We start from the raw sequence: 23754 nt of genomic DNA, 5'->3' as shown, positions 1-23754 counted from the left end.
AAAAACTACTGAATCGGTATCTCGACAGTGTGATCGATGCCACTGACCAAGAGTCGTGCCTGGCCGGGTGCAAAGTCATGTGCGAGGCGGGTATGTGGTCAGGCTATCTGTGCGCGCCTGTATGGTGTTATCGGTTGTAGTTGTCCCTATTGGATTGGTGGACGTAGACAGACATGAAACTGTTCCTGGATATCCTGCTGGTCATCACCAGCTTGCTCCTCATCGCCTTGGTGCTCCTGCACCGCGGTAAGGGCGGCGGTTTGTCGAGTCTGTTCGGTGGCGGTGTCCAGTCCAGCCTGTCCGGATCGACTGTTGTCGAGAAGAACCTCGACCGGTTGACGGTCTTCACCGCGTTGATCTGGCTCATTTCGATCGTCGGCATCGGCCTGGAGATCAAGTTCGCCTGATTCTCGGCTCATGACTTGCAGCCGGTAGTTTTTCACACACGAATTTCAGACACGGAACCCCGCCTATCGAGCGGGGTTCTTTGTTTCGGTCGATAATTGAGTGATGACTGAAACCGCGTCGCATCGAGAAACACCGCGAGAGGCCACCGAGCCGCTGCGCGAAGACATCCGGCTTCTCGGCGGAATACTCGGACAAATAGTGCGAGAGCAAGCCGGCGACAATGTTTTCGATCTGGTCGAGCGAGCCCGTGTCGAGTCGTTCCGAGTCCGTCGGTCGGAGATCGACCGCGCCGAACTGGTGTCGCTGTTCGCCGAAATCAGTACGGACGACGCCATTCCCGTCATTCGTGCGTTCAGTCACTTCGCGCTGCTCGCCAACCTGGCCGAGGACATCCACCGCGAGCGTCGACGGGCCATCCACGTCAACGCGGGTGAACCGCCCCGCGACAGCACTCTCGCCGCCACGTACACCAAACTCGATGCAGCCGATATCGATTCGGCTACCGTCGAAGAAGCGCTGCGGGGCGCCCTGGTCTCGCCCGTCATCACCGCTCACCCGACGGAGACTCGACGCCGCACGGTGTTCGAGACGCAGAGTCGGATCACCGAGTTGATGCGATACCGCGAGCGCACGGCGCTGAGCGTCGCAGAAACCGCTGATGTCGATCTGCAATTGCGCCGTCAGATTCTGACCCTGTGGCAGACGGCTCTGATCCGGCTCAGCCGCCTCCGTATCCAGGATGAAATCGAGGTAGGCCTGCGCTACTACGACGCGGCGTTGTTCGAGGTGATTCCGAAGATCAATGCCGAGGTCCGCAAAGCTCTGCGCACGCGTTGGCCGGACGCCGGGCTCCTGCCGGAACCGATCCTGAGGCCGGGTTCGTGGATTGGCGGTGACCGGGACGGCAATCCGTACGTGACCGGCGAAATCGTCCAGCGCGCCACGTCGCGCGCTGCGGCGACTGCTCTCGAGCATCATCTCGAGGAACTCGAACATCTCGAGCGTGAACTGTCGATGTCGGCGCGGCTGGTGTCCGTCACGCCCGAACTCGATCTGCTGGCGTCTACCTCTGGCGACGATTCTGCATTCCGGGCCGACGAGCCGTACCGTCGTGCGATTCGCGGTATCCGCGGGCGATTGAGCGCAACCGCACTGACGGTATTGGGGGAGTTGCCCGCACACGGTGCTGATGAAGGTCTCGAGGCGTACACCGACCCGGCACAACTGCAGCGGGATCTCGGAATCATCGACACCTCGTTGCGTCGTTTCGGCGACGAGACCATCGCTGACGATCGACTCGATCGGCTCCGAGAAGCGGTGGAGGTGTTCGGCTTTCACCTGTCCGGTCTGGACATGCGGCAGAACTCCGAGGTACACGAAAGCGTCGTCGCAGAACTTCTGGCGTGGGCCGGAGTTCACCCGGACTACACGTCCTTGCCGGAAGCCGATCGAATCGAATTGCTGTCGGCCGAGTTGACGACGCGGCGACCACTGACTTCGCCGGACGCCGAGTTCAGCGAATTGACCACCAAGGAACTGGCCATCATGGCGGCCGGCGCCAAGGCAGTGCGGGTTCTCGGAGCGGGCGCAGTACCCAACTACATCATCAGCATGTGTACCTCGGTCAGCGACATGCTCGAAGCTGCGGTGCTGCTCAAAGAGGTTGGAGTGCTCGATCCGGGCGTCGGTAGCGAGCCCTCCTGCCCGATCGGAATCGTCCCGTTGTTCGAGACGATCGAGGATCTGCAGGGCGGCGCCGACACATTGCTGGCGACGCTCGACATCCCGATCTATCGTGCGATCGTCCGTTCTCGCGGTGACAGTCAGGAAGTGATGCTCGGGTACTCCGACTCGAACAAGGACGGCGGATACCTGGCCGCCAACTGGGCGCTGTACCGTGCCGAACTCGACCTCGTCGATGCCGCGCGTAAGAGCGGAATCAGGTTGAGGCTCTTCCACGGCCGCGGCGGAACCGTCGGACGTGGCGGCGGACCGAGCTACGAAGCGATTCTCGCGCAGCCCCCCGGTGCAGTCGCTGGTTCTCTGCGAATCACCGAGCAGGGTGAGGTGATTGCGGCCAAGTACGCCGAACCGCGTCTGGCGCACCGCAACCTCGAAACACTCATCGCCGCGACTATCGAGTCGACGTTGCTCGACGTCGAAGGTCTTGGCAGCGACGCAGATGCGGCCTACGCGGTGTTGGACGAGTTGGCGGCACTCGCCCGTACCGCGTACAGCGAATTGGTGCACGACACACCAGGATTCGTGCAGTACTTCGAAGCGTCGACACCGGTCGCCGAGATCGGAGCACTCAATATCGGCTCTCGTCCGGCCTCTCGCAAGCAGACCAAGGCGATTTCCGATCTGCGTGCCATTCCTTGGGTGCTCTCGTGGAGTCAGTCTCGCGTGATGCTTCCGGGTTGGTACGGAACCGGCGCCGCGTTCGAAAGATGGATAGACGGAGACGACACTCGGCTTGCCACGTTGACGGCCCTGTACGAGAAGTGGCCGTTCTTCCGAACCGTGCTCTCGAACATGGCCATGGTGATGTCGAAGTCTGATCTCGGTTTGGCGGCCCGCTACGCGGACCTCGTGCCCGACGCCGAACTGCGCGATCGAGTCTTCGGAATGATCACCGACGAGCACGAACGCACAATTCGCATGTACAAGGCAATCACAGGCAACGAGAACCTCTTTGCCGACAACTCGGGCCTCGAGCGTTCGGTTCACAACCGGTTCCCGTACCTCGAACCACTCAACCATCTACAGGTCGAGCTGATCCGTCGGTACCGTTCCGGCGACGAGAGCGATCAGGTGCGTCGGGGTATCCAGCTGACGATGAACGGCCTGGCCACTGCGCTTCGTAACAGTGGCTAGGTAACAGCGGCTGGTTCTGCAGGTTTACCAGGGTGTGCGTGCGGCGACTCTAGAGCTGTCGCACGCACACCCAACGCTGCGCACCGGACCGAACGGGGACCGCAGTGGATCTGCAATTGGACGGACGAACTGCCGTGGTTACCGGCGCGGGAAAAGGTATCGGGTTGGCGATCACTCGGGCCTTGGTGGCCGAGGGAGTCCACGTCGTCGCGGGCTCGCGGACGCTCTCGCCGGAACTCGAATCGCTGCAGTCCGGCGGCGCCGTCACCTTTGTCGGCGTCGACCTCGCGAGTGTCGAAGGATCTACCCGACTGCTCGAGGTTGCAGCAGCGAGGGGCGGCGTCGACATCTTGGTCAACAACGTCGGCGCCGTCACTCCGAGAACGAGCGGCTTCGCGGCTATCACGGACGAAGAGTGGGCGTCGTCATTCAATCTGACGTTCTTGTCGGCTGTACGCACTGTTCGCGCTGCGCTGCCGGAGTTGATCCGCAGAGGTGGTGGGAGCATCGTGACGATCAGTTCGGTCAACGCATTCTTGCCTGACCCCACGGTGATCGACTACAGCGCCGCCAAAGCGGCGTTGACCAACTTCTCGAAGTCGTTGTCGAAAGAACTGGGAGGGAAGGGGATCCGCGTCAATACCGTCAGCCCTGGTCCGGTGCAGACGGAGTTGTGGCTCGGCAAGCACGGAGTGGCCTCGACGCTGGCGAAGGCGAATGGTTCAGCGGCCGACGATATCGTCGAAAGTGCCGCCGCCGGCGCCGAGACGGGCCGCTTCACCTTTCCCGAAGAGGTAGCGGACCTGGTGTTGTTCCTCGCCAGCGATCGCGCGGGGAACGTGACGGGCGCGGATTTCGTGATCGACGGCGGGCTGATCAAGACCTTGTGATCATTGCTGCCTGAAACCTGATCATGTGCGCGACGGACGACGACATGATGCACAGGATCACTGCAGACGCGATGACCACCCACAGTCCCCACCCGATGGACGGTCCGGCGGTGTGCCCTGCGACCTCGGTACTACGTCGCACAATGGACGCGGCGTTTCCGACGGCAACGATCAAGACGGCGATTCCCACCAGCGGTCCCGTGCAGTGATTCTTCATCTCGGGCGTGACGTCTCGAACCATGAGGGTGATAAGCGCGGTTACCGAGCCCAGAGCGAGGACGAGTGTGATCACTCCGCATTCGTCGATACCACTGTGGTCGAGGGCGGAGGACGACGTCCACGGGCCGAGGCTTCCGGCGACGATCCCGGCGCACGCCCACAGCGAGCCGATGAGGCTAGGTCCGAAACGGTCGGGCATGAGGGAGGGAATTGCGCGGGTCGACGGCGGCTGAAACCCGAAGGCGCGTTGGTGATCCGGCTGATTGGGTGTGAACGTCACGCGACGGACCACCTTTCCTCCGCGCCGTCGTGGCGCCCAATCCAATGCTTTTTCGGAGTCTAGGGCCGCCCACTTCACTTTTTGCCGAATCGAGCGAAATTGATCGAACCGGCAGTACCAGTCAGTGCACGAAGTCCAGAGCTTCCTTGATCCACGCATTGAACTCGACGTTCGAACTCGTCCCGGTTCGGTCGACGACGATCCATCCCTTGCTCATCGGCTTACCCCGCATCTCGGGCCAACTTGCACCCTTGTGCGTCAGGAGTTCGTCAACTCGATCGGGGTCACACCGAACCATGATGTTGCCGTGTGAGTTCGCACTGGCGGCCAGCTTCCCGTTCACCATGAAGCTCAGCCCACCGAACATCTTTACTTCTTCGACGTCGCTCTCGCCCGAGAGCGCATCGCGGATACGCTCAGCCAGCGCCTTGTCGTATGCCATGGATGCCTCCTGGGGTGGAGTTCCAGGTTAGATCAGGTGGCGCAGGTACGTCTGCGGGTCGTGAAGGAACCGCTGCCAGTTCGAGACCAGATCGAGGTCCTCCCAGCTCGCGGCTCGGATTCCCCATTCGCCGATCTCGAGCAGATTGGCGTTCGGCAGTGCCGCGATGATCGGCGAGTGCGTCGCGATCACCGCCTGCGCGCCAGATTCCACCAGCTCACCGAGCAGCGCGACCAGCGTCAAGGTCCCTTGGAATGAGAGTGCGGCATCGGGTTCGTCGATCAGATAGAAGCCGCCGTCGGAGGTCCTCGACGACAAGATCTCGAGCAGCGCCTCACCGTGGGAGAGGTGATGGTAAAGCGGTTCAGGTCGCGTGGGATTGGGGTTGTCCTCCAAATACGTGTACAACCCGTGCAAGGTTTCGTCTCGGAGGTAGTACGCCCACTTCGACGCGCCGGGGCTCCGCTCGACCACAAGGTCGAGGGCGCTCGGTTCACTCGATCTGGTCTGATGTCGCGTATTGGTCGACCCGCCTTCGGCATTGAGACCGAGAACGGCGGCAAGAATTTCGATGACGGTCGACTTCCCCGCTCCGTTTTCGCCGACCAGAATGGTGACACCCGGTGGAAGTTCAAGACCGTCCTGAATGATCTGCGCAACCGCGGGCACCGTCATCGGCCAGCTGCCTACGTCAGCGCCCGACGATGTCCCGGCCTTGATGCGTCGGATGGGTTGTCTCTGCACGGCCATACGCTCTCACAAGGCTCCGACGGGAACTGAGGTTAGTGGCGCTGCGCGAGCAATTCGACGATTCGAGCCACGAGATCGAGGGGGATCGGTTTGTTCAGCGGGAACTTCACGGTTGATTTCGCAGCCCGGTACGGGTCGACGGACTTCTCGAACTCTGCGTCACCTGCCGGGAGTGGGTACATCGAGATGTGGTGTTTCCAGCCTGCGAAGTGAACCAGGTTCTTCCCATTCACCGTCATGGTCGGCATCTGATAGCTGATGGTTTCATCGAGGCCGGGAACAGTGCTGTGGATCGTCTCGCGGATGCTCCCGAGGGATCGCTGCACGTCGGTGGGAAACGACGCGATGTAATCGTCGATCGTCGCGAATTCGGCCATGAAACGGATCTTAATCACTGTCGGATTCAGTTGGCTCGCCAAAAATCGGGGCGGCTGCCGTCGGTGTCGGTGAACCCGTATGCCGTTCCGAGTTCGCCTGAACTGACCGATCGCTGATTCCATCGCTTCCGATTCGAATCGGCGGCGAGGGCGGCGATCGCACGTCCTGTGAATCTTGGTGACTCGGAGCGGGCAAAATCCGGAGGTGCAGTCGGCCCATCCCGCTCCGGCGACAAAGCGTCACGCCAATTCGATTCGCCGACACCAAAATTGTCGAGCATCATCTCCGATCGCAGGAACCCCGGAGTGATGGCGACGGCAGTACAGCCGAACGGGGCAAGTTCGTGGCCTTGCGAAAATGCAAGCCTGTTCACGGATACCTTCGCCAGGTCGTAGAACACCGAGATGCGATAGTTCGATGCGTTGTATTCGGTAGTGCCGTCGGTTATTTCGGCGACCAGTCCGCCTGGCCGATCGATCATCAGCGGCAGGAGGTGGTGCGACGTGGTGATGTGGGTGTCGATCGCCAGGCGCAGAATGTGAAAGCCCTTGTCCAGATCGTGTTCCCACACCGGCGTGTTCCACTCCGCCGGCCCACCCTTGAGTAGTTCCGCGCCCCAGATGTCATTGACCAAGATGTCGATATGTTGATAGTCGGCGCGCAAGCGTTCGGCGAGATCAGCCACTTGTTTGCTCTTGAGATGATCGACGGCAATCGGCACGCCGACGCCGCCCAGTTCGGTGACAAGCTCTGCCGTCTCCTCGATGGTTTCGCCGCGCGGATAGTCCGACTGAAGTATTCCGGCAGATGTGCTCCGGCCAGTGCAGATGACGGTTGCACCGGCCTCACCCAGGGCTGCGGCGATTCCGCGTCCGGCGCCCCTCGTCGCCCCGGCAACAACAGCCACTCGCCCGCGAAGTGCATCCGGATTCGGTGTCCACGACATTGTTCGATTGTTCTCGCCTGGATTGCTTCGTTCAAGAGTGAAAGCGATCTGCGGAACCGAACCCTACTTCGCGGCGTCCAAGGTAGTAATCGCTCGAAAGAACGAGACAGGGGGAGAGATGAATCATTGTGCAGGGCAGAGTGCCCTTTGGAGACAAGGGATCTCGGGATTGAGTTCCGTTCCGTCAAAAGGAAATTCGCATCGGATCCGGACTCGGCGGGTAGTCATGACTCGCCACTGTGAAAATGTCCTCGATGTACCACCGGGCCGGGAATCGCCTGAAGACGATTCCCGGCCCGGTGTGAAATCAGATCCGTGAAATCAGATCAGAGCTGCGAGGCAGCGTCCGTATCGAGGAACCAACGCGTCGCCACCAAACCGGTGGCGCCGGCGGACGGCCAGTCCTCGGACGAAGCACCTCCGACAGCTTTGGCAACGGCCTCGGCCTTTGCAGCACCCGAGACGAGCAGCCAGACCTCTTTGGCACGCCGAACAGCAGGCAACGTCAGGGTGATCCGTACCGGTGGCGGCTTGGGGGAGTCCGTCACCGCGACAACGAAACGAGCTTCCTCGCGAACGGCGTCGGTGTGCGGGAACAACGAGTTGACGTGTCCTTCTCCACCCATGCCGAGCAGGTGCACGTCGAACGTCGGAACCTGATTGCCGTGTGCCTGAGCGCCCAGCAGTTGTTCGTACGCCGTCGCCGCCCCGTGCGGATCACCGTCGTAGATACCGTCGGATGCGGCCATCGCATGCACCCTGTCGGGATCGACCGGCACGTGATCGAGAAGCGCCTCACGAGCCTGGACTTCATTCCGCTCGGGATCGCCGGACGGCAGGAACCGTTCGTCGCCCCAGTACAGATCGATCTGCGACCAGTCGATGTCGCCGGGAGCGTCACGCAACTTCTCGAGAAGTGCGATCCCGGTTCCGCCACCCGTCAGCACGATGGATGCGAACCCGCGAGCCTTCTGGGCATCAACGATTGTCGTGACCAGGCGTGCGGCAGCGGCATCGACCAGTTGGCCGGCGTCGGGAAACTTCTCTACGACAACATCACTCATAGGTCACCTTGTCCAACCCAGCCAGAGCTTCTTCGTAGATCTCGTCCGGATCGAGCCGACGCAATTCCTCGGCGAGGCAATCGCGCGTCTCTCGACGACCGAGCGAGACCAGCGAGTCGGGCTGACCGGTGCGGATCAGGGTTGCGGTCGTACCCTCCTGTGGGCGGCTGATGGAGATGCTGCGAGTCTCCAGCTTCAGCTCGACGGTGAGCTCACCCGTACGTCGGATGACCGGACCGTCGATCTTGGCAGCCAACCAACCGGCGAGAATATCCAGTGCCGGTTCGGTTTTGAGACCGGAGACCACCGCTGAGGTGATCTTCTCGTGCGGCGGCTGATCGAGAGCCGACGCGAGCAGTGCGCGCCAGTAGGTGACGCGACTCCAGGCGAGATCGGTGTCACCGGCGGTGTACGACGCGAGTCGTCCCTTGATGGTGGCAGTCGGATCCGGGGCACCGGTGGCGTCGGTGATACGACGGATCGCAAGCTTTCCGACGGGGTCCTTCGCCGGAATCTCGGGTGCCTCGAGGGGCCACCACGCGACTACCGGTGTGTCGGGGAGCAGGAACGGGATGACGACGCTGCTCTCGTGGTCCGCCAGGGGACCGTAGAGGCGCAGCACCACGACCTCAGAGGCGCCGGCATCCCCACCGACGCGGATCTGAGCATCGAGCCGAGGCTCGCTCTGCTCGTCGCCACGCAGAAGCACGATGACGCGGCAGGGGTGCTCACGGCTTGCTTCGTTGGCGGCCTCGATTGCGGCCTCGGCGTTCCCGGTGTCCCTGGTGCAGACGACAAGCGTGAGCACACGTCCCAAGGTGACAGCGCCGCCGGTCTTACGTACCTCGACCAGTTTCTTGCTGACCTGGACCGTGGTGGTGGAGGGCAAATCGAGAATCACTAGGGTCGCCTCCATTCGCGTCCGGTGCGTTGCATCATTTCGTCCGCAGACGGTGGTCCCCACGTTCCAGCCTCGTAGGGTTCCGGCTTGCCGCCGGCTGCCCAGTGTTCGAGGACGGGATCGAGGATTTCCCAAGACAATTCGACTTCGGCATTGACGGGGAAGAGAGACGGCTCGCCGAGCAACACGTCGAGGATGAGTCGCTCGTACGCCTCCGGTGACGACTCGGTGAAAGCCTGACCGTACGAGAAGTCCATGTTGACGTCACGGACTTCCATGCTCGATCCGGGAACCTTCGAGCCGAACCGCATGGTGACGCCCTCGTCAGGCTGCACGCGGATCACGAGTGCGTTCTGGCCGAGATCTTCGGTCATGGTCTTGTCGAACGGCAGGTGTGGTGCGCGCTTGAAGACCACCGCGATCTCGGTGACGCGGCGGCCGAGACGCTTGCCCGTGCGCAGGTAGAACGGCACGCCCGCCCAGCGACGGGTGTCGACCTCGAGGGTGATGGCGGCAAAGGTCTCCGTCGTGGAGTCCGCTGCGAAGCCCTCTTCTTCGAGGAGTCCGACCACCGGCAACCCGCCCTGCCAACCACCTTCGTATTGTCCGCGGGCAGTGGTCTCGTCGAGTGGTTCGGCCAGACGCGTTGCCGAAAGAACCTTGATCTTCTCCGCCTGCAGATTGAGCGGTTCGAAGCTGATGGGTTCTTCCATCGCCGTGAACGCGAGCAATTGGAGCAGGTGGTTCTGGATCACGTCACGGGCCGCGCCGATGCCGTCGTAGTACCCGGCACGCCCACCGAGGCCGATGTCCTCGGCCATCGTGATCTGGACGTGGTCGACGTAGTGCGCGTTCCAGATCGGATCGAACAACTGGTTCGCGAAGCGCAGAGCCAGGATGTTCTGGACCGTTTCCTTGCCGAGGTAGTGGTCGATACGGAAGACCGTGTCCTCGGGGAACACCTTGTTGACGACGGCGTTCAGTTCGCGAGCGCTCTCGAGGTCGTGACCGAACGGCTTCTCGATGACAACTCGTCGCCACTGACCGTCCTCGGCCTGCGCGAGGCCTGACGCCGACAGTTGCTCGAGCACCTGAGGAAACGCGTTGGGCGGAATCGCAAGGTAGAACCCGTGATTGCCGCCGATACCACGTTCGTTGTCGAGCGTGGCCAACGTCACGGACAGGTTCTGGAAGGCCTCGGCCTCGTCGAAACTGCCCTCCACGAACCGGATACCTTCGGCGAGCCTCTCCCAGACGTCCTGACGGAACTTGGTGCGAGCACCGTCCTTGACTGCTTCGAGGACGACGTTCGCGAAGTCCTCGTCCGTCCATTCACGCCGGGCGAACCCGACCAGAGCGAATCCGGGCGGCAACAGTCCACGGTTGGCGAGGTCGTAGATGGCTGGCATGAGCTTGCGCCTGGCGAGGTCGCCGGTAACACCGAAGATCACCAGGGCACAGGGCCCCGCAATGTGCGGAAGCCGTTTGTCGGTGCTGTCCCGAAGGGGATTCACCCAATCTGATGCCGCCGCGGAATCGCTCACAGGCTCAGCTCTTCTGGGTTGCTGCGCGAAGCTGCTCGGCAGTTGCGTCGAGCAACTCGTTCCAGGACACCTCGAACTTGTCGACGCCCTCGGTCTCGAGGACCTTGAACACGTCCGCAAGATCGATGCCGACAGCTGCGAGCTGATCGAAGACGACCTGCGAGTCCTGAGCGGTGCCCGAAATCGTGTCGCCCGTGATCTCACCATGGTCGGCGAGAGCGTCGAGCGTCTTCTCCGGCATGGTGTTGACCGTGTTGGGCGCAACCAGCTCGGTGACGTAGAGCGTGTCCGGGTAATCCGGGTTCTTCACGCCGGTCGACGCCCACAGCGGGCGCTGAGCCTTGGCGCCATCGGCCAGGAGAGCCTGGAAGCGCGGCTGCACCTCGAAGATCTGCTGGTACGCGTTGTACGCCAGACGAGCGTTTGCGAGTGCAGCCTTGCCACGAAGCTCGAGAGCTTCCGGCGTGCCGATCGCCGTGAGGCGGTTGTCGATCTCGGAATCCACACGGGAGACGAAGAACGAGGCGACCGACTCGATGGACGAGATGTCGCGGCCGGCAGCCTTGGCGGTGTCCAGACCGTCGAGGTACGCGCCCATGACAGCTTCGTAGCGCTCGACCGAGAAGATCAAAGTGACGTTGACGCTGATGCCTTCACCGATCACCTTGGCGATGGCGGGGATACCGGCCAGCGTCGCGGGGATCTTGATGAGGACGTTCGGGCGGTCGACGATCTTGTGCAGCTCGATCGCCTGCGCGACAGTCGCGTCGGTGTCGTGCGCCAGACGAGGATCGACCTCGATGGACACGCGGCCGTCGACGCCGTTCGATGCCTCGAACTGCGGGGCCAGGATGTCGCACGCAGCGCGCACGTCGTCGGTGGTGACGGCCGTGATGGTGGCGTCGACATCGGCGCCGCGCTCGGCCAACTCGCGAACCTGAGCGTCGTAGTCGGAGCCCTTGGACAGTGCCGCCTGGAAGATCGACGGGTTGGTCGTGACACCCACGATCGACTTCGTGTCGATGAGGTTCTGCAGGTTGCCGGACTGGATGCGATCTCGCGAGAGGTCGTCAAGCCAGATGGAAACGCCTGCAGCGGAGAGCTTTTCGGTATTCACGTTCTGTGTCATCGAGATCATCCCTTCACAGATGCGAGGGAGCGCTGCGCGGCTTCGACAGTCGCGTCGGCGGTGATGCCGAACTCCCGGTACAAGGTCTTGTAATCGGCGGAAGCGCCGTAATGCTCGAGCGAGACGGCCTGGCCGGCGTCGCCGAGGATGCGCCACCACGGCATTGCGATACCGGCTTCGACGGACACGCGTGCGCGGACGGCGGGCGGAATGACCTCGTCGCGGTACGCCTGATCCTGCTCGAGGAACCAGTCGAGGCACGGCACGGAAACGACGCGGGTTGCGACGCCCTGAGCTTCGAGGGTCTCGCGAGCCTCGGTGGCCAGATGCAGTTCGGAACCGGTCGCAAGCAAGATGACCTCGGGCGAACCGTTGGCAGCGTCGACGAGGACGTAAGCGCCGCGCTTGACGCCTTCGGCAGCCTTCTCCTTGGTGCCTTCGAGAACCGGGATGTCCTGGCGGGTGAGCGCCAGAGCCGTCGGGCCCGTCTTGTTCTCGAGTGCTGCCTGCCATGCGAACGAGGTCTCGTTGGCGTCACCCGGGCGGACGACGGCGAGGTTCGGGATCGCTCGAAGAGCAGCGAGGTGCTCGACCGGCTGGTGAGTCGGGCCGTCTTCGCCGAGACCGATGGAGTCGTGGGTCCAGACGTAGGTGACGGCAGTCTTCATCAGTGCAGCCAGGCGAACCGCCGGACGCATGTAGTCGGAGAAGACCATGAAGGTTCCGCCGTACGGGCGGGTCGGGCCGTGCAGCGCGATGCCGTTGAGGATCGAGCCCATCGCGTGCTCACGGATACCGAAGTGAAGCGTGCGGCCGTAAGGCTGCGCAGTCCAGTCGCTCGTGGAGATGGAGAAGGGGCCGAACGAATCTGCGCCCTTGATGGTGGTGTTGTTGCTGCCGGCGAGGTCGGCGGAACCGCCCCACAGTTCGGGCAGGATCGGTCCGAGCGCGTTGAGTGCCGAACCGGAGGCCTTGCGAGTCGCAACGCCCTTGGCGTCGGCCTCGTAGGTCGGGAGAGCGTCGGCCCAGCCGGCAGGGAACTCACCGGCGAACAGGCGGTCGAAGAGTTCCTTGCGCTCGGACTCACGTGCGGCCCACGCGTCGAACTCGACCTGCCATGCCTTGTGTGCGTCGGCTCCGCGCGAGACGACCTCACGGGCGTGAGCCAGAGCGTCGGCGTCGACGTCGAAGGACTTGCTCGGATCGAAGCCGAGGGCTTCCTTGACCGCAGCGACCTCGTCGGCACCGAGTGCGGAGCCGTGAACGTCGCCGGTGTTCATCTTCTTCGGCGCCGGGAAACCGATGATGGTGCGGAGCAAGATGATGGACGGACGATCGACGACGGCCTTGGCAGCGGCAACCGCGTCGAGGATGCCGGAGACGTTCTCGCCACCCTCGACGTGCTGAACGTGCCAGCCGTATGCCTCGTAGCGCTTTCCGACATCTTCGCCGAGAGCGATGGCGGTGTCGTGCTCGATGGAGATCTTGTTGTCGTCGTAGAAGACGATCAGGTTGCCCAGTTCCTGGACACCGGCGAGAGACGACGCCTCGGAGGTGACGCCTTCCTCGATGTCACCGTCGGACGCGATCACGTAGATGTGATGGTCGAAGGGAGAGGAGCCGACCGGGGTCTCCGGATCGAACAGCCCGCGCTCACGACGCGCAGCCATGGCCATGCCGACTGCGGACGCAAGGCCCTGGCCGAGCGGACCGGTGGTCATCTCGACGCCGACGGTGTGGCCGACCTCGGGGTGACCGGGGGTCAGTGCGCCCCATGTGCGGAGAGCTTCGAGGTCAGCAAGCTCGAGACCGTAGCCCGACAGGTAGAGCTGGGTGTACAGCGTCAAGGACGAATGGCCACAGGAAAGAACGAAGCGGTCACGGCCGACCCATTCTGCATCCGAAGGATCGTGGCGCATGATGCGCTGAAAGAGGGTGTATGCCAACGGCGCCAAGCTCATTGCAGTTCCGGGATGGCCGTTGCCGACCTTCTGAACCGCGTCGGCGGCGAGCACGCGGGCGGTATCGACAGCCTTGGTGTCCAGGTCGGTCCAGTCCGAGGGGTGGACGGGTTGCGTGAGGACGTGGATCTCGTCTGTGATCGACACTGGCAGATGTCTCCTGACATGGTGTACGTGGATTGCGAGGGTGGGGTGTCCCTCCACTGCGTAACCCAGCCTAATGGTCCTGGCTGTCCGGGTCGATTCGGTTCCTCAATGGCTGCGGTCTACCATCGTTCGTAGTAGAGGACAGTGTCAGCAGTGTGTCGTGAACAGTTAGTGCGGTAACGCGTGGTGCAAGGAGAGAACGTGCGGACAGGGCAACAGCCGAGCGGACATGGCTTCGGCAGCCCAGGTGCCGCCCCGCGGGCGACCAATACCGATACGGTGTGGGGTCGCGCAACGGGCAAGGTTCTGGCTTATATCGCGCTCACGAAGCCGCGAGTTATCGAATTGCTGTTGGTGGCAACCATTCCGGCAATGCTGCTGGCAGCTCGCGGAACGGTCGACATCGTTCTGATCCTCAGCACCCTCTTCGGTGGCTGGATGGGCGCGGCGAGTGCGAACTCGCTCAACTGCGTCGTCGACGCCGACATCGACAAGGTCATGAAGCGCACCGCGAAGCGTCCGTTGGCCCGCGAGGCGGTGCCGACCCGTAACGCACTCGTCTTCGGACTTCTTCTCGGACTCGCGTCGTTCCTGTGGCTGTGGTGGCGAGCCAACCTCCTGGCCGGCATCCTCGTCGTGATCACGATCGCGTTCTACGTCCTCATCTACACGATGGTTCTCAAGCGTCGTACCTGGCAGAACGTCATCTGGGGTGGCGCAGCCGGATGTATGCCCGTCCTCGTAGGCTGGGCCGCTGTCACCGGGTCGCTGAGCTGGCAGCCCGTCGTGCTGTTCCTGATCATCTTCTTCTGGACGCCGCCGCACACCTGGGCGCTCGCGATGCGATACAAAGAGGACTACAAGGCGGCAGGCGTTCCCATGCTTCCGGTGATCGCCACCGAGGAGCACGTGACCAAGCAGATCCTGTTCTACAGCTGGGCGATGGTCGTCACGACGCTTGTCCTCGTCCCCGCGTCGGGCGTCATCTACGCCGCAATCACCATCGTCGCCGGTGCGTGGTTCCTGCTCATGGCTCATCAGCTGTACCGCAGCGTTCGCGGCGGTGCTCAGGTCAAGCCGCTGCGCCTGTTCCTGCAGTCGAACAACTATCTTGCGATCGTTTTCGTCGGCCTCGCTGTCGACTCGGTTCTCGGACTCCAGACGATCAGCGACATGCTCAGCTGATTCTGCTGTGCGCCTTTATTAACCGCGGGCGGTTAATAAAGGCGCACAGCACTTCGCTAGGGAATCAGAACGATCGACCCGGTCGTTGCTCGACCCTCCAGATCCCGATGCGCTGTTGCCGCATCGGCGAGGGGATACTCGGCGCCGACGCGAATATCGAGCTTCCCGGCCGCAATGGCGTCGAAGACATCACCGGCACGCCAGCTCAGTTCCTCACGAGTGCGAATGTGATGCGCGAGCGTGGGACGCGTCAGGAACAGCGAACCCGATGAATTGAGCCGCTGCGGATCTACGGGCGGAACAGGTCCACTGGCCGCACCGAACAATGCGACAGTGCCGCGAATACGGACGGAAGCCAGGCTCGAATCAAAAGTTGTCGCGCCGACGCCGTCGTATGCCGCCGCTACTCCTTCGCCGCCGGTCAACTCCCGGACTCGCGCTGCTATGTCCTCGTCGTACCGCAGGACCTCCGAGGCACCGGCGCCGCGCGAGAGTTCTTCCTTCGCATCCGACGACACAGTCGTGATGACCTTCGCCCCGAGGCTGACGGCCATCTGCGTCAGGATCAACCCGACGCCGCCCGCGCCTGCGTGCACGAGCACGGTGTCGCCGCTCTGGATCGGATACGTCGACTTCGCGAGGTAGTGCGCCGTCATCCCCTGCAGGAGCGCCGACGCTGCGGCCGATGCCGGGACACCGTCAGGCACTTTCACGGCGACTGCGGCGGGAACAGCCACCTTCTCGGCGTAGCTGCCCGTGGCGGCCGCCCACGCGACACGGTCACCAACGGCGAATTCGGTGACGTCAAAACCGACAGCTTCGACGACGCCGCTGCCCTCGTCGCCGGGAATGTAGGGGAGCGGACGCTTGTACTGGCCCATTCGGAAATACGTGTCGATGAAATTGATGCCGATCGCTTCGGTCCTGACGAGTAGATCGCCTGGGCCGGGTGTCGGTTCGGGTTGTTCGGTCAGAGTCAGAACCTCTGGTCCGCCGGTCTCGGTCACGTAGATGGCTCGCATGGTTTCTGTTCTACACCCGAGACGGCCGACGCTCAGTCCATGCCTGGTGTCGCTTCCGGGCTACCGACCAGTATTGTCGAGTCATGAGCACCGATACCGAGAAGTCGGACGCCACCCCGTCCGCGCCGGAACTGCCGAAGTCCACGGTGAACGCCATCACCAAGTTCGTCGCCGAGCACGGCGGCACCGCCAGCGCCGTCATTCAGCCGGTCGGCCTGGCCGGCGTTCGCATCACTCTCGTGGGTGCCGACGGCATCCTCGGTGATCAGGTCGTCGAGGACCTCGCCACGGCCAATGCCGTCGTTGCGTCCTTCGACACCGTCACCGTTGCCGAGTGGGAGCGTGAGCTGACGAGCATCGTCACCCCCCAGGAAGGCCACTTCAAGAAGATGGCCGGTTGGGTCGCCAACCAGACTCGGTTCCCGAAAGCACGCAACGAAGCCTGAAATGACGTGTGGGGCGTAGGAACACTTCTTGGTGTTCCTACGCCCCACACGTGTCTTGAAGCGTCAGAGGGCCGGTATCGGCGAATCGGTCGGCGTGTACTGGCGGGTCTTACCCGCAGCCCAAACTGCTGCGGTCGCAGCCGTGCACAGTCCCGCACCGGCGACGTGCATGATCACCAGAACTTCCGGCACATCGGTGAAGTACTGCACGACCCCGATGAGCGCTTGGGCGAGGATCAGTCCGAGCAGGACCTTCAGACGGATCTTCACGGCCGCAGATGTCCCGACCGCATATAGACCGAATGTCAGACCCACGACCAGCGCGAGATATCCGACCAGCAGCTGTGAGTGCAGATGAACAAGCGTCACGATCTCGACCTCCAGGCGCGGAACCGTGCGCTCCAGGCCCTTGTCGCCCGCGTGGGGACCTGCACCCGTCACGAGAGTTCCGGCGACCAATACGCCGGCGAGCGCGACACCTGACAGCGCGGTAAGCCAGCGCAGCGGCTTCGGCATCACGACCAGAGTTGTTGCCTCGTCGGGTTCCGCGATCTTCGCGTACATCACCGTGGCAACCCAGACCATCAGCATCGACGCAACCAAGTGAATGGCGACCGTCCACCACAGGAGACCTGTGAGGACGGTGATACCGCCGATCACTGCCTGAACGACAGTGCCGAGCGGCATCATCCAGGCGTAGACAAGCACCTCTTTGCGGCGGCGAGCGCGAGTCACCGCGAGCACGATTGCGGCAGCGACGATGACGACCAGGAACGTGAGTAGGCGGTTGCCGAACTCGACGGCTTGGTGAATCACTGCGACCTGTCCGTGGCCGACCGGGACGAAGCTACCGGGGAAGCACTGCGGCCACGTCGGGCAACCGAGTCCCGAGTCCGTCACGCGAACCACCGCGCCGGTGACAGCGATGCCGCCCTGCGTCAGGATCACGATGAACGCGATGATTTTCTGCGTTTTCAGCGAGGGGAGAGGTAGTCGATCCACCAAGCGTAAAAATCCGGCATACACACGATTCACCACGCCAACGATCGTAGTTCCCCATCAACTACACAGTGTCGTTGGGGCCAGCTCGCTCCGCGCCTGCCCCGCGTCGTTGGGGGCAGGCGTTGAAGCAGGCGCGAAGCGAGCTGCCCCGCGTCGTCGGGACCAGCTCGCGTCAGTTCGCGCGAACGCGCACGATTCCTGAGATCGTTCCCTGGAAGTACTCGCCCGACTCGGTGATGAGTGCCGACATCTGCAGGGTGTCGTTGAGGATGGTCGACGGCAGGGGAGTCGAACCGATCTGTGACCCGTCCTTCGAGTCGATCACCGCGAACGAGTACCCGTCGAGCGGAGAGGTGCTCGGATTACCGTCCCGCGTGACGGTGTAGATCGAGCCGTCCGCCGTCGAGAGGTGCGGTACCGCGGAGCTACGAATCGTGTTGTCCCACACGACATGGCAGCCGACCGGATCGATGTCGACCCGGGTCATTCCGCCGTTGAAGGGTGCCGTGGCGGGGACCGCTGGACCGGCACCTTCAGGAGTCGTGGGGTACGGGTATCCGTAAGTGCCGGCCACGTAGACCGAATGACCGATGCCGACGGGGGAGTTCTCGCTGCCACTCGGTGAGCCGTCCTTGCTGGCCGCGGACAACACCGGCTGCGTGCACACCTCGGCGCCCGTGTCAGCGCGATAGACATGCAAGCTCACCGTCGGGTGGGCGTTGTCGACGATGGTCAGGAAATCGCTGCCCGTCGACGGGCCGAAGTATGTCGGAGTCGATCCGGTTCCCCAGCTGAGCTGACCCGGATTGCGGGCCGGCCCGCGGTCGTACGGCTGACGCCAGTCGATGACGACCTCGTCGCCACTTCGCTTCAGTTGGTAGAGCGCGTGGGTCGTTGCGACGGCAGTGCCCGTCGGGGAGGTGGAGATGCTGTTCTGCACCTGCTCACCCTCGGGGAGCGCAATGCTGTGCGCGATTCGATCCGTGCCGACGTACCCGACGGTGCCGTGCCCGGTGGCGAACCAGACATTGCCGTCCCAATCCGGGGCGAGACCGGTGACGTTGTCGTCGGCGGCAACCGCACCACTGAGATCGATGACATCCGCGAGTTCCAGCCGCCAACTGCCGTCCGGATTCTGCGCATGGGAAATACGGACCAGTTGACGGTTTCCGTCGACGGCTACGAGACGGTTCTCGTTGTCGAGGTAGGCGTAGACGCCGCCGAGGAGGCTGCCCTTCGCGAGCGGCAGTTGCGCGACCGACCGGCCCAACGGCGTGGCGTCGGCCTTCGGATCGATCAAATGGATTGTTGGGATCTGGCCGATCATCGTCGTGCAGAGCGAGACGATCATGCCGTCGGAACCCTGGAGGACCGTCGGGCAGGCGGCCATCATCGGGAAAGCTGTCACCTCGTGTGGGCCGGTTCCTGGACCAGGCAGCGGCGTGACGTCGGACGAGCCCGCGTCACCGTGCATGGTGGAAGTACCGACGGGACCGAGGTGCGGATTTGCAGGTGCGAGTGGACCGGACACCGAAGGGGTCGCCGTTGCGGGTCCGGCACACAACATCACTGTTGCGGCCACACAGCCGACGATCTGAGCTGTCCGTCGTGTACTCACGTGAACTTGAACCACCTTGCTGCGCAGACTCCGGCCACTGCGGCCCAGACGAGAAGTACGAGAATCGAGAACCAGTCCATCGAGGTGTCGAGGGCCGCTTCGAGTGCGTGTGCCAGTGCGCCGGACGGAACAATGCGCACCAGCGTGTGAACAGCGGTCGGGAGTTCACCGCTGGCGAAGACCACACTGCCGATGCCCACCATGATGAACCACAGGATGTTGGCGAGCGCGAGAACGATTTCTGCTCGCAAAGTACCGCCGAGCAGGAGGCCAAGCGCGGCAAATGTGACAGTACCGATGGCAATGACCACTGCGCCGAGTACAAGTTCGACGAACGACGGACGCCACCCCAACGCCAAACCGATAGCGCCGAGCAACAGCGACTGCAGCGCCACGACGATGATGACGGCAGCGCTCTTGCCTGCGATGATTCCCCACCGCGGTAGAGGCGTTGCACCGAGTCGTTTGAGCGCGCCGTATCGGCGATCGAATCCGACGGCGATGGCCTGTCCGGTGAACGCCGTCGACATCACGGCAACCATCATGACACCAGGGAGCACGGTATCCACCCGAGAATCGCCCAAATCGCCGATCGGAAGCAGACACAGTCCGATGAGCAGGGTGATCGGGATGAACATGGTGAGCAGCAATTGCTCACCGTTGCGGAGCAGAAGTGTCAGCTCCAGTTTGGTCTGCGCCGCCAGCATCTTGGCCGCCGAATTGGGGCGGGGATCCGGCGAGAAGGTGCCTGGCTCGAAGCGGTTCTCGGCGAGCCGTCGGTCTCTGGCAACGCTGATGGGACTGTTCTGGCCGTTCGACGCTGTTTCGTTCATGACCTTGATCTCCGTCATCCCCTCAGTTCCCGGCCCGTCAATTCGAGGAAGACGTCTTCCAGACTCCGTTGATCGACGCGAATGTCGTTGATCAGCACGTCCTGATCGGCACACCACGTCGCAACTGTTGCCACGGTTGCCGGATCGATTGCACCTTCGACGACGTAGGTGCCTGGGTTGGATTCCTCGATGCGGAACCCCGCGAGCGAACCGGCCAGCGAATCGAGGCTCAAACCGGGAACCGTCGTCAGACGGAGTTGTCCTTCGGCGCCCTTGCTGGTGACCTCGGCCGGCGTTCCCGACGCGACGATCTTGCCGTGGTCGATGATGACCAGTTCGTCGGCGAGCGCTTCGGCCTCGTCCATGAGGTGCGTGGTGAGCAGGACGCTCACGCCGTCGCGTCGCAGAGCGTCGATGAGTTCCCACACGAGCAGGCGCGCCTGAGCGTCGAGTCCAGCGGTGGGTTCGTCCAGAAATACCAATTCGGGGCGGCCGACCAGCGCGCACGCCAGGGACAGTCGTTGCTGCTGGCCTCCGGAAAGACGTCGGTACGGGGTCTTGCGCGCATCGGTGAGGCCCAGTTTGGAAAGGAGCCAGGCGGGATCGAGCGGGTCGGCCGAGTATGCGGCCACGAGGTCGAGCATTTCTCCGGCCTTGGACCCGGGGTACGCGCCGCCGCCCTGCAGCATGACGCCGATTCGCGAGCGGACTTCACCGGAGTCGGCGATGGGATCGAGACCGAGCACTCGAACCGTGCCGGCATCGGGGGTGACAAACCCTTCGCACATCTCGACGGTGGTTGTCTTACCGGCTCCGTTGGGGCCGAGCAGGGCAACGACCTGGGCCGTCTCGACAGTGAGATCGATACCGTCGACGGCTCGAACACCGTCGAAGGACTTGACGACACCCTGGATCTGTACCGCCGGCGTCGACGATCTGGAGGCTCTCGAGGTCACGGGGAATCAGCGTAAGCCCCCGCCGAGTTGTCTTCGTCTACCGGTCCGCCTTTCGTGATCTCCGCTACTGGCTTGTCGCTACGCCAGGGGAGTGAATTGCGGGTGAAGACGATGAGCGTTCCGGCGGTGAGGATGGTCGCGATGACGGCCTGCACGATCATGAACGGAAGGTATTCGGCGCCGTTGGACATCAACATGACGCTGACGATCGAGGTGAAGACGACGGCAGGGATGCGGAAAATCGGTGCGGTTGCCCACGCGGCCAGCGGAAGGATCGCCCACAGCAGATACCACGGCTGAACGACGGGGAACAGGAGAACGATCGCTCCGAGCGCGATGCCGAGTCCACCGACCGGGTGTATGCGGCCCATGTACACCGAGATCATCATCCGTGCGGTGACGAGCATGGCGACGAGAGTCGCGATGGGCCGCGTGATCGTGAGGATCGCCGTCGTGTGATCGCCGAGTCCGAGCAGTACACCGGCCAATCCCGTGCCGACGCCCAGGAGCGTCGGGATGGACATCCAACTCCGGACTGCGGTGGCGGTGTCGAGGGTGTTGATCCAACCCATACCGAGCCCACTGGCCACGCTGATGACAAACGTGACGACAGCGGCAACGACGCCCAGGAGAATCGCGGCTCCCGCCAGGGCTTTCCAGGTTCCACCCCAACGCCGAGCCAAGGCCATGCCGACAAATCCCAGCGCAAGCAAGGACGGAATCTTGACGGTCGACGACAACGCGATCAAACCTGATCCCGCAACGAGATAGAACAGCGCTTGCCCACGGATGGGCCCGGACCCTTCGACTGCGCGGAGGGCGATCTCGATTCCGGCGAGCATCAACCCGAGCATGAGCGCTTCGTTGTGGATGCCGGCCACCAAGTGGAAGAGCAACAGAGGGTTCGCGGCACCGAGCCAGAGCGAACTGACAGCAGAGACACCGCATCGCTTGGCCAGTCGAGGTATCGCCCACACGATGAGCGCGACGCCGGCCAATGCGAGCAAGCGGTGCAAGAAGATTCCGGCCACGATGTTGTCGCCGGTCAGTGAGCTGATCCCGCGTCCCAGCCACAGGAAGAACGGACCGTACGGAGCCGGGGTGTCGCGCCAGATCGTCGGAACCGTACGGGTGAGAACGTGGTCGACGCCCAGTGCCGCCTTGGGGCCGATGGCGTACGGATCGAGTCCACGGGCCGCGATTTCGCTTTGTGCCAGATACGAGTAGACGTCGCGGCTGAACATCGGCGGTGCGACCGAGAGCGGCAGGATCCACAGCAGGAGTGTGCGGTCCAACTGGGAACGGGTCATGCGCCGCGGTGCGCCGGAACGGCTGCGTATGTCCCCGACTGCAAATCGGCCCATCATCAGCCAGGCGAGAACGACGAGCACGGTTCCGGTCATCGTCATGGTGAGTGAGACCGTCGGCATACGTCCGGGAAGGCTGAGGACTCGAAGTCCTGCGGTCGGATTCTGCAGGACGGGTTGTGCGCCGGCGCCGAGCGCTCCGACTGCCATCAAGACCGCGCCGGTCGCGCCGAATCGGCGGATCCCTCGCAGTTGTGCGGTTTCCTTCGCGTTCAGGCCCGGGCGCTCGTCCTCGTCGCCGTGCAGCACCGCGGCCATACTCTGCCGGGGAGCGGATCCGAAAGGTCGAACGCCGATTGTGGAAAGCGCGAGTGCCTTGGGTTTTTCCAGCAGGATCGCGCGCGCCGATCGCGCGGTCGTCGTCTTCTCGGGGGTCTGCGGCACACCAGGCAGCGTAGCGGCTCCATCCAGCCGGACAGACAAGCACAAACAACGCACGTTGTCCGGATATTCCCGAATGTAATGCAGGTTGCCCTTAGTAGACCTGCGAAAAGAATTCCGTCACACTTGTGTTGTGAAAAGAAATGCGTCAGACCCACGAAGCAAGGAAGTTGCAGGTCAGCCCACTGTAGCGGCCTCGCCGAGTGCTGCCGCAAATCCGGTTACGGTGAGCGTCGAAGGTCAGACGCGGGCGGCAGTGGTCAAGCTGCTACTCGAAGAAGGCCCCATTACCGCCTCCGAAATCGGCACACGCCTCGGTTTGAGTGCCGCAGGTGTCCGACGTCACTTGGATGCGTTGATCGAGTCGGGCGAAGCCCGTACCGCTTCGGCGTCGTCGCTGCGTCAGCGTGGACGAGGTCGTCCCGCCAAGCAGTTCCAGATCACCGCGACCGGTCGCGGCCGCCTCGGCCACACCTACGACGATCTGGCGGGAGCCGCGATGCGGCAACTCCGTGAAATCGGCGGAGACGCGGCAATCGAGGAGTTCGCCAAGCGTCGGGTCCAGGCGATCGTCGGAGACGTCGAACCGGCTGATCCGACAGATGTCGACAACGTCGAGGCGACAGCGGACGCAATCGCCGAAGCCTTCAATGCGGTGGGGTTCGCAGCGTCGACCCGGCCGGTCGGCAACGGCGTGCAGATCTGCCAACACCATTGCCCGGTTTCCCATGTGGCAGAAGAGTTTCCGGAACTGTGCGAGGCAGAGCAGCAAGCATTCCGGCAATTGCTCGGGACTCATGTCCAGCGTCTGGCGACCATCGCCAACGGTGACTGCGCCTGCACGACGCACGTGCCCCTCGTGTCCACCGGGAGTAGATGACCGGACCACAGTGTTCTACCGAGCGTTGCCACCGTGCAGCGTTCGAATAGAGATTTTTCAGCTAGTTCTTCAAAGTCAGAACTGCTCGACCACAGCGACCAGCCCTCGCTGAACCCGAGCAGCCGTCA

At 63.0% G+C, this 23754-nt stretch carries 22 protein-coding genes; 6 read left to right on the top strand and 16 right to left on the bottom strand.

From position 1 onward, the window contains the following. Nucleotides 1-173 precede the first annotated feature (173 nt). The 3 genes from secG to ABX74_RS04830 all read left to right on the top strand — a co-directional run bounded on the left by secG (nt 174) and on the right by ABX74_RS04830 (nt 4175). Nucleotides 174-407: a preprotein translocase subunit SecG gene (gene secG / locus ABX74_RS04840; protein WP_003944946.1), complete on the top strand. Its 234-nt coding sequence runs from the start codon at nt 174-176 to the stop codon at nt 405-407. A gap of 103 nt (nt 408-510) precedes the next feature. Further along, nucleotides 511-3285 carry a phosphoenolpyruvate carboxylase gene (gene ppc / locus ABX74_RS04835; RefSeq protein ID WP_047888342.1) on the top strand — a complete coding sequence of 925 codons (2775 nt, stop codon included), beginning with the start codon at nt 511-513 and terminating at the stop codon, nt 3283-3285. A gap of 104 nt (nt 3286-3389) precedes the next feature. Continuing rightward, nucleotides 3390-4175 (top strand): oxidoreductase, encoded by a 786-nt coding sequence (locus ABX74_RS04830; RefSeq protein WP_021344228.1) that lies wholly within the window; start codon nt 3390-3392, stop codon nt 4173-4175. Here ABX74_RS04830 and ABX74_RS04825 read toward each other — a convergent pair. The 10 genes from ABX74_RS04825 to tkt all read right to left on the bottom strand — a co-directional run bounded on the left by ABX74_RS04825 (nt 4162) and on the right by tkt (nt 13936). Next, nucleotides 4162-4674 carry a hypothetical protein gene (locus ABX74_RS04825; protein ID WP_223257831.1) on the bottom strand — a complete coding sequence of 171 codons (513 nt, stop codon included), beginning with the start codon at nt 4672-4674 and terminating at the stop codon, nt 4162-4164. The genes ABX74_RS04830 and ABX74_RS04825 overlap by 14 nt on opposite strands. Nucleotides 4675-4795: 121 nt before the next feature. Beyond that, nucleotides 4796-5116: a TfoX/Sxy family protein gene (locus ABX74_RS04820; protein ID WP_019748395.1), complete on the bottom strand. Its 321-nt coding sequence runs from the start codon at nt 5114-5116 to the stop codon at nt 4796-4798. 27 nt (nt 5117-5143) lie between these two features. Further along, nucleotides 5144-5866 carry an AAA family ATPase gene (locus tag ABX74_RS04815; RefSeq protein WP_046378541.1) on the bottom strand — a complete coding sequence of 241 codons (723 nt, stop codon included), beginning with the start codon at nt 5864-5866 and terminating at the stop codon, nt 5144-5146. A gap of 32 nt (nt 5867-5898) precedes the next feature. After that, a complete protein-coding gene (locus ABX74_RS04810; protein WP_041814994.1) occupies nt 5899-6243 on the bottom strand; it encodes an iron chaperone in 345 nt (114 codons plus the stop codon). Nucleotides 6244-6269: 26 nt separating this feature from the next. Continuing rightward, on the bottom strand, nt 6270-7190 hold the full coding sequence (locus ABX74_RS04805) for an SDR family oxidoreductase (protein WP_046378543.1): 921 nt from the start codon (nt 7188-7190) through the stop codon (nt 6270-6272). Nucleotides 7191-7516: 326 nt separating this feature from the next. Beyond that, nucleotides 7517-8254 (bottom strand): 6-phosphogluconolactonase, encoded by a 738-nt coding sequence (gene pgl / locus ABX74_RS04800; protein WP_020969595.1) that lies wholly within the window; start codon nt 8252-8254, stop codon nt 7517-7519. Continuing rightward, entirely contained in the window at nt 8247-9155 is a 909-nt protein-coding gene (gene opcA / locus ABX74_RS04795) for a glucose-6-phosphate dehydrogenase assembly protein OpcA (protein WP_097388189.1), read from the bottom strand. The genes pgl and opcA overlap by 8 nt, the downstream gene beginning before the upstream one ends. Then, nucleotides 9155-10699: a glucose-6-phosphate dehydrogenase gene (zwf, locus tag ABX74_RS04790; protein WP_047888341.1), complete on the bottom strand. Its 1545-nt coding sequence runs from the start codon at nt 10697-10699 to the stop codon at nt 9155-9157. Before zwf ends, opcA begins: the two co-directional genes overlap by 1 nt. A 4-nt stretch (nt 10700-10703) precedes the next feature. Continuing rightward, entirely contained in the window at nt 10704-11828 is a 1125-nt protein-coding gene (gene tal, locus ABX74_RS04785; RefSeq protein ID WP_046379904.1) for a transaldolase, read from the bottom strand. Between the two features lie 5 nt (nt 11829-11833). After that, on the bottom strand, nt 11834-13936 hold the full coding sequence (gene tkt / locus ABX74_RS04780; protein WP_047888340.1) for a transketolase: 2103 nt from the start codon (nt 13934-13936) through the stop codon (nt 11834-11836). A 201-nt stretch (nt 13937-14137) separates the two neighbouring features. Between tkt and ABX74_RS04775 the strand changes: the two genes are divergently transcribed. Then, the gene (locus ABX74_RS04775; RefSeq protein ID WP_047888412.1) at nt 14138-15121 is read left to right on the top strand and encodes a heme o synthase; all 984 of its coding nucleotides are present in this window, start codon (nt 14138-14140) and stop codon (nt 15119-15121) included. A gap of 56 nt (nt 15122-15177) precedes the next feature. On the opposite strand, the gene ABX74_RS04770 is transcribed toward ABX74_RS04775, so the two are convergent. Further along, complete coding sequence (locus ABX74_RS04770; RefSeq protein WP_047888339.1) at nt 15178-16143, bottom strand: quinone oxidoreductase family protein; 966 nt, start codon at nt 16141-16143, stop codon at nt 15178-15180. Between the two features lie 83 nt (nt 16144-16226). Between ABX74_RS04770 and ABX74_RS04765 the strand changes: the two genes are divergently transcribed. Next, a complete protein-coding gene (locus ABX74_RS04765; protein ID WP_020969598.1) occupies nt 16227-16589 on the top strand; it encodes a hypothetical protein in 363 nt (120 codons plus the stop codon). Nucleotides 16590-16652: 63 nt separating this feature from the next. Here the strand turns inward: ABX74_RS04765 and ABX74_RS04760 are convergent, their stop codons facing one another. From ABX74_RS04760 to mptB, 5 genes are all read right to left on the bottom strand, one after another. Continuing rightward, nucleotides 16653-17627 (bottom strand): COX15/CtaA family protein, encoded by a 975-nt coding sequence (locus ABX74_RS04760; protein ID WP_175413843.1) that lies wholly within the window; start codon nt 17625-17627, stop codon nt 16653-16655. Between the two features lie 136 nt (nt 17628-17763). Then, a complete protein-coding gene (locus ABX74_RS04755) occupies nt 17764-19158 on the bottom strand; it encodes a hypothetical protein (RefSeq protein WP_223257842.1) in 1395 nt (464 codons plus the stop codon). A gap of 47 nt (nt 19159-19205) precedes the next feature. After that, nucleotides 19206-20042: an ABC transporter permease gene (locus ABX74_RS04750; protein WP_411269023.1), complete on the bottom strand. Its 837-nt coding sequence runs from the start codon at nt 20040-20042 to the stop codon at nt 19206-19208. A gap of 14 nt (nt 20043-20056) precedes the next feature. Next, nucleotides 20057-20998: an ABC transporter ATP-binding protein gene (locus ABX74_RS04745; protein ID WP_007727917.1), complete on the bottom strand. Its 942-nt coding sequence runs from the start codon at nt 20996-20998 to the stop codon at nt 20057-20059. Beyond that, nucleotides 20995-22749 carry a polyprenol phosphomannose-dependent alpha 1,6 mannosyltransferase MptB gene (gene mptB / locus ABX74_RS04740; protein ID WP_082148452.1) on the bottom strand — a complete coding sequence of 585 codons (1755 nt, stop codon included), beginning with the start codon at nt 22747-22749 and terminating at the stop codon, nt 20995-20997. The genes ABX74_RS04745 and mptB overlap by 4 nt, the downstream gene beginning before the upstream one ends. A 130-nt stretch (nt 22750-22879) precedes the next feature. Between mptB and ABX74_RS04735 the strand changes: the two genes are divergently transcribed. Then, nucleotides 22880-23626 carry a helix-turn-helix transcriptional regulator gene (locus tag ABX74_RS04735; RefSeq protein ID WP_269455348.1) on the top strand — a complete coding sequence of 249 codons (747 nt, stop codon included), beginning with the start codon at nt 22880-22882 and terminating at the stop codon, nt 23624-23626. The last annotated feature ends 128 nt before the right edge of the window (nt 23627-23754 follow it).

This window comes from Rhodococcus sp. ARP2 (assembly GCF_001029585.1).
Lineage (GTDB): Bacteria > Actinomycetota > Actinomycetes > Mycobacteriales > Mycobacteriaceae > Rhodococcus_F > Rhodococcus_F erythropolis.
Note: the sequence above shows the minus strand (reverse complement) of the source record. Positions and strands in the feature narration are given on the sequence as shown.

What these genes read in the sequence shown, in the direction of transcription:
- secG (WP_003944946.1), top strand. Translation starts at nt 174, where the DNA reads ATGAAACTGTTCCTGGATATCCTGCTGGTCATCACCAGCTTGCTCCTC.
- ppc (WP_047888342.1), top strand. Translation starts at nt 511, where the DNA reads ATGACTGAAACCGCGTCGCATCGAGAAACACCGCGAGAGGCCACCGAG.
- ABX74_RS04820 (WP_019748395.1), bottom strand. Translation starts at nt 5,116, where the DNA reads ATGGCATACGACAAGGCGCTGGCTGAGCGTATCCGCGATGCGCTCTCG.
- ABX74_RS04815 (WP_046378541.1), bottom strand. Translation starts at nt 5,866, where the DNA reads ATGGCCGTGCAGAGACAACCCATCCGACGCATCAAGGCCGGGACATCG.
- ABX74_RS04810 (WP_041814994.1), bottom strand. Translation starts at nt 6,243, where the DNA reads ATGGCCGAATTCGCGACGATCGACGATTACATCGCGTCGTTTCCCACC.
- ABX74_RS04805 (WP_046378543.1), bottom strand. Translation starts at nt 7,190, where the DNA reads ATGTCGTGGACACCGAATCCGGATGCACTTCGCGGGCGAGTGGCTGTT.
- pgl (WP_020969595.1), bottom strand. Translation starts at nt 8,254, where the DNA reads ATGAGTGATGTTGTCGTAGAGAAGTTTCCCGACGCCGGCCAACTGGTC.
- tal (WP_046379904.1), bottom strand. Translation starts at nt 11,828, where the DNA reads ATGACACAGAACGTGAATACCGAAAAGCTCTCCGCTGCAGGCGTTTCC.
- ABX74_RS04770 (WP_047888339.1), bottom strand. Translation starts at nt 16,143, where the DNA reads ATGCGAGCCATCTACGTGACCGAGACCGGCGGACCAGAGGTTCTGACT.
- ABX74_RS04765 (WP_020969598.1), top strand. Translation starts at nt 16,227, where the DNA reads ATGAGCACCGATACCGAGAAGTCGGACGCCACCCCGTCCGCGCCGGAA.
- ABX74_RS04755 (WP_223257842.1), bottom strand. Translation starts at nt 19,158, where the DNA reads ATGTTGTGTGCCGGACCCGCAACGGCGACCCCTTCGGTGTCCGGTCCA.
- ABX74_RS04750 (WP_411269023.1), bottom strand. Translation starts at nt 20,042, where the DNA reads ATGAACGAAACAGCGTCGAACGGCCAGAACAGTCCCATCAGCGTTGCC.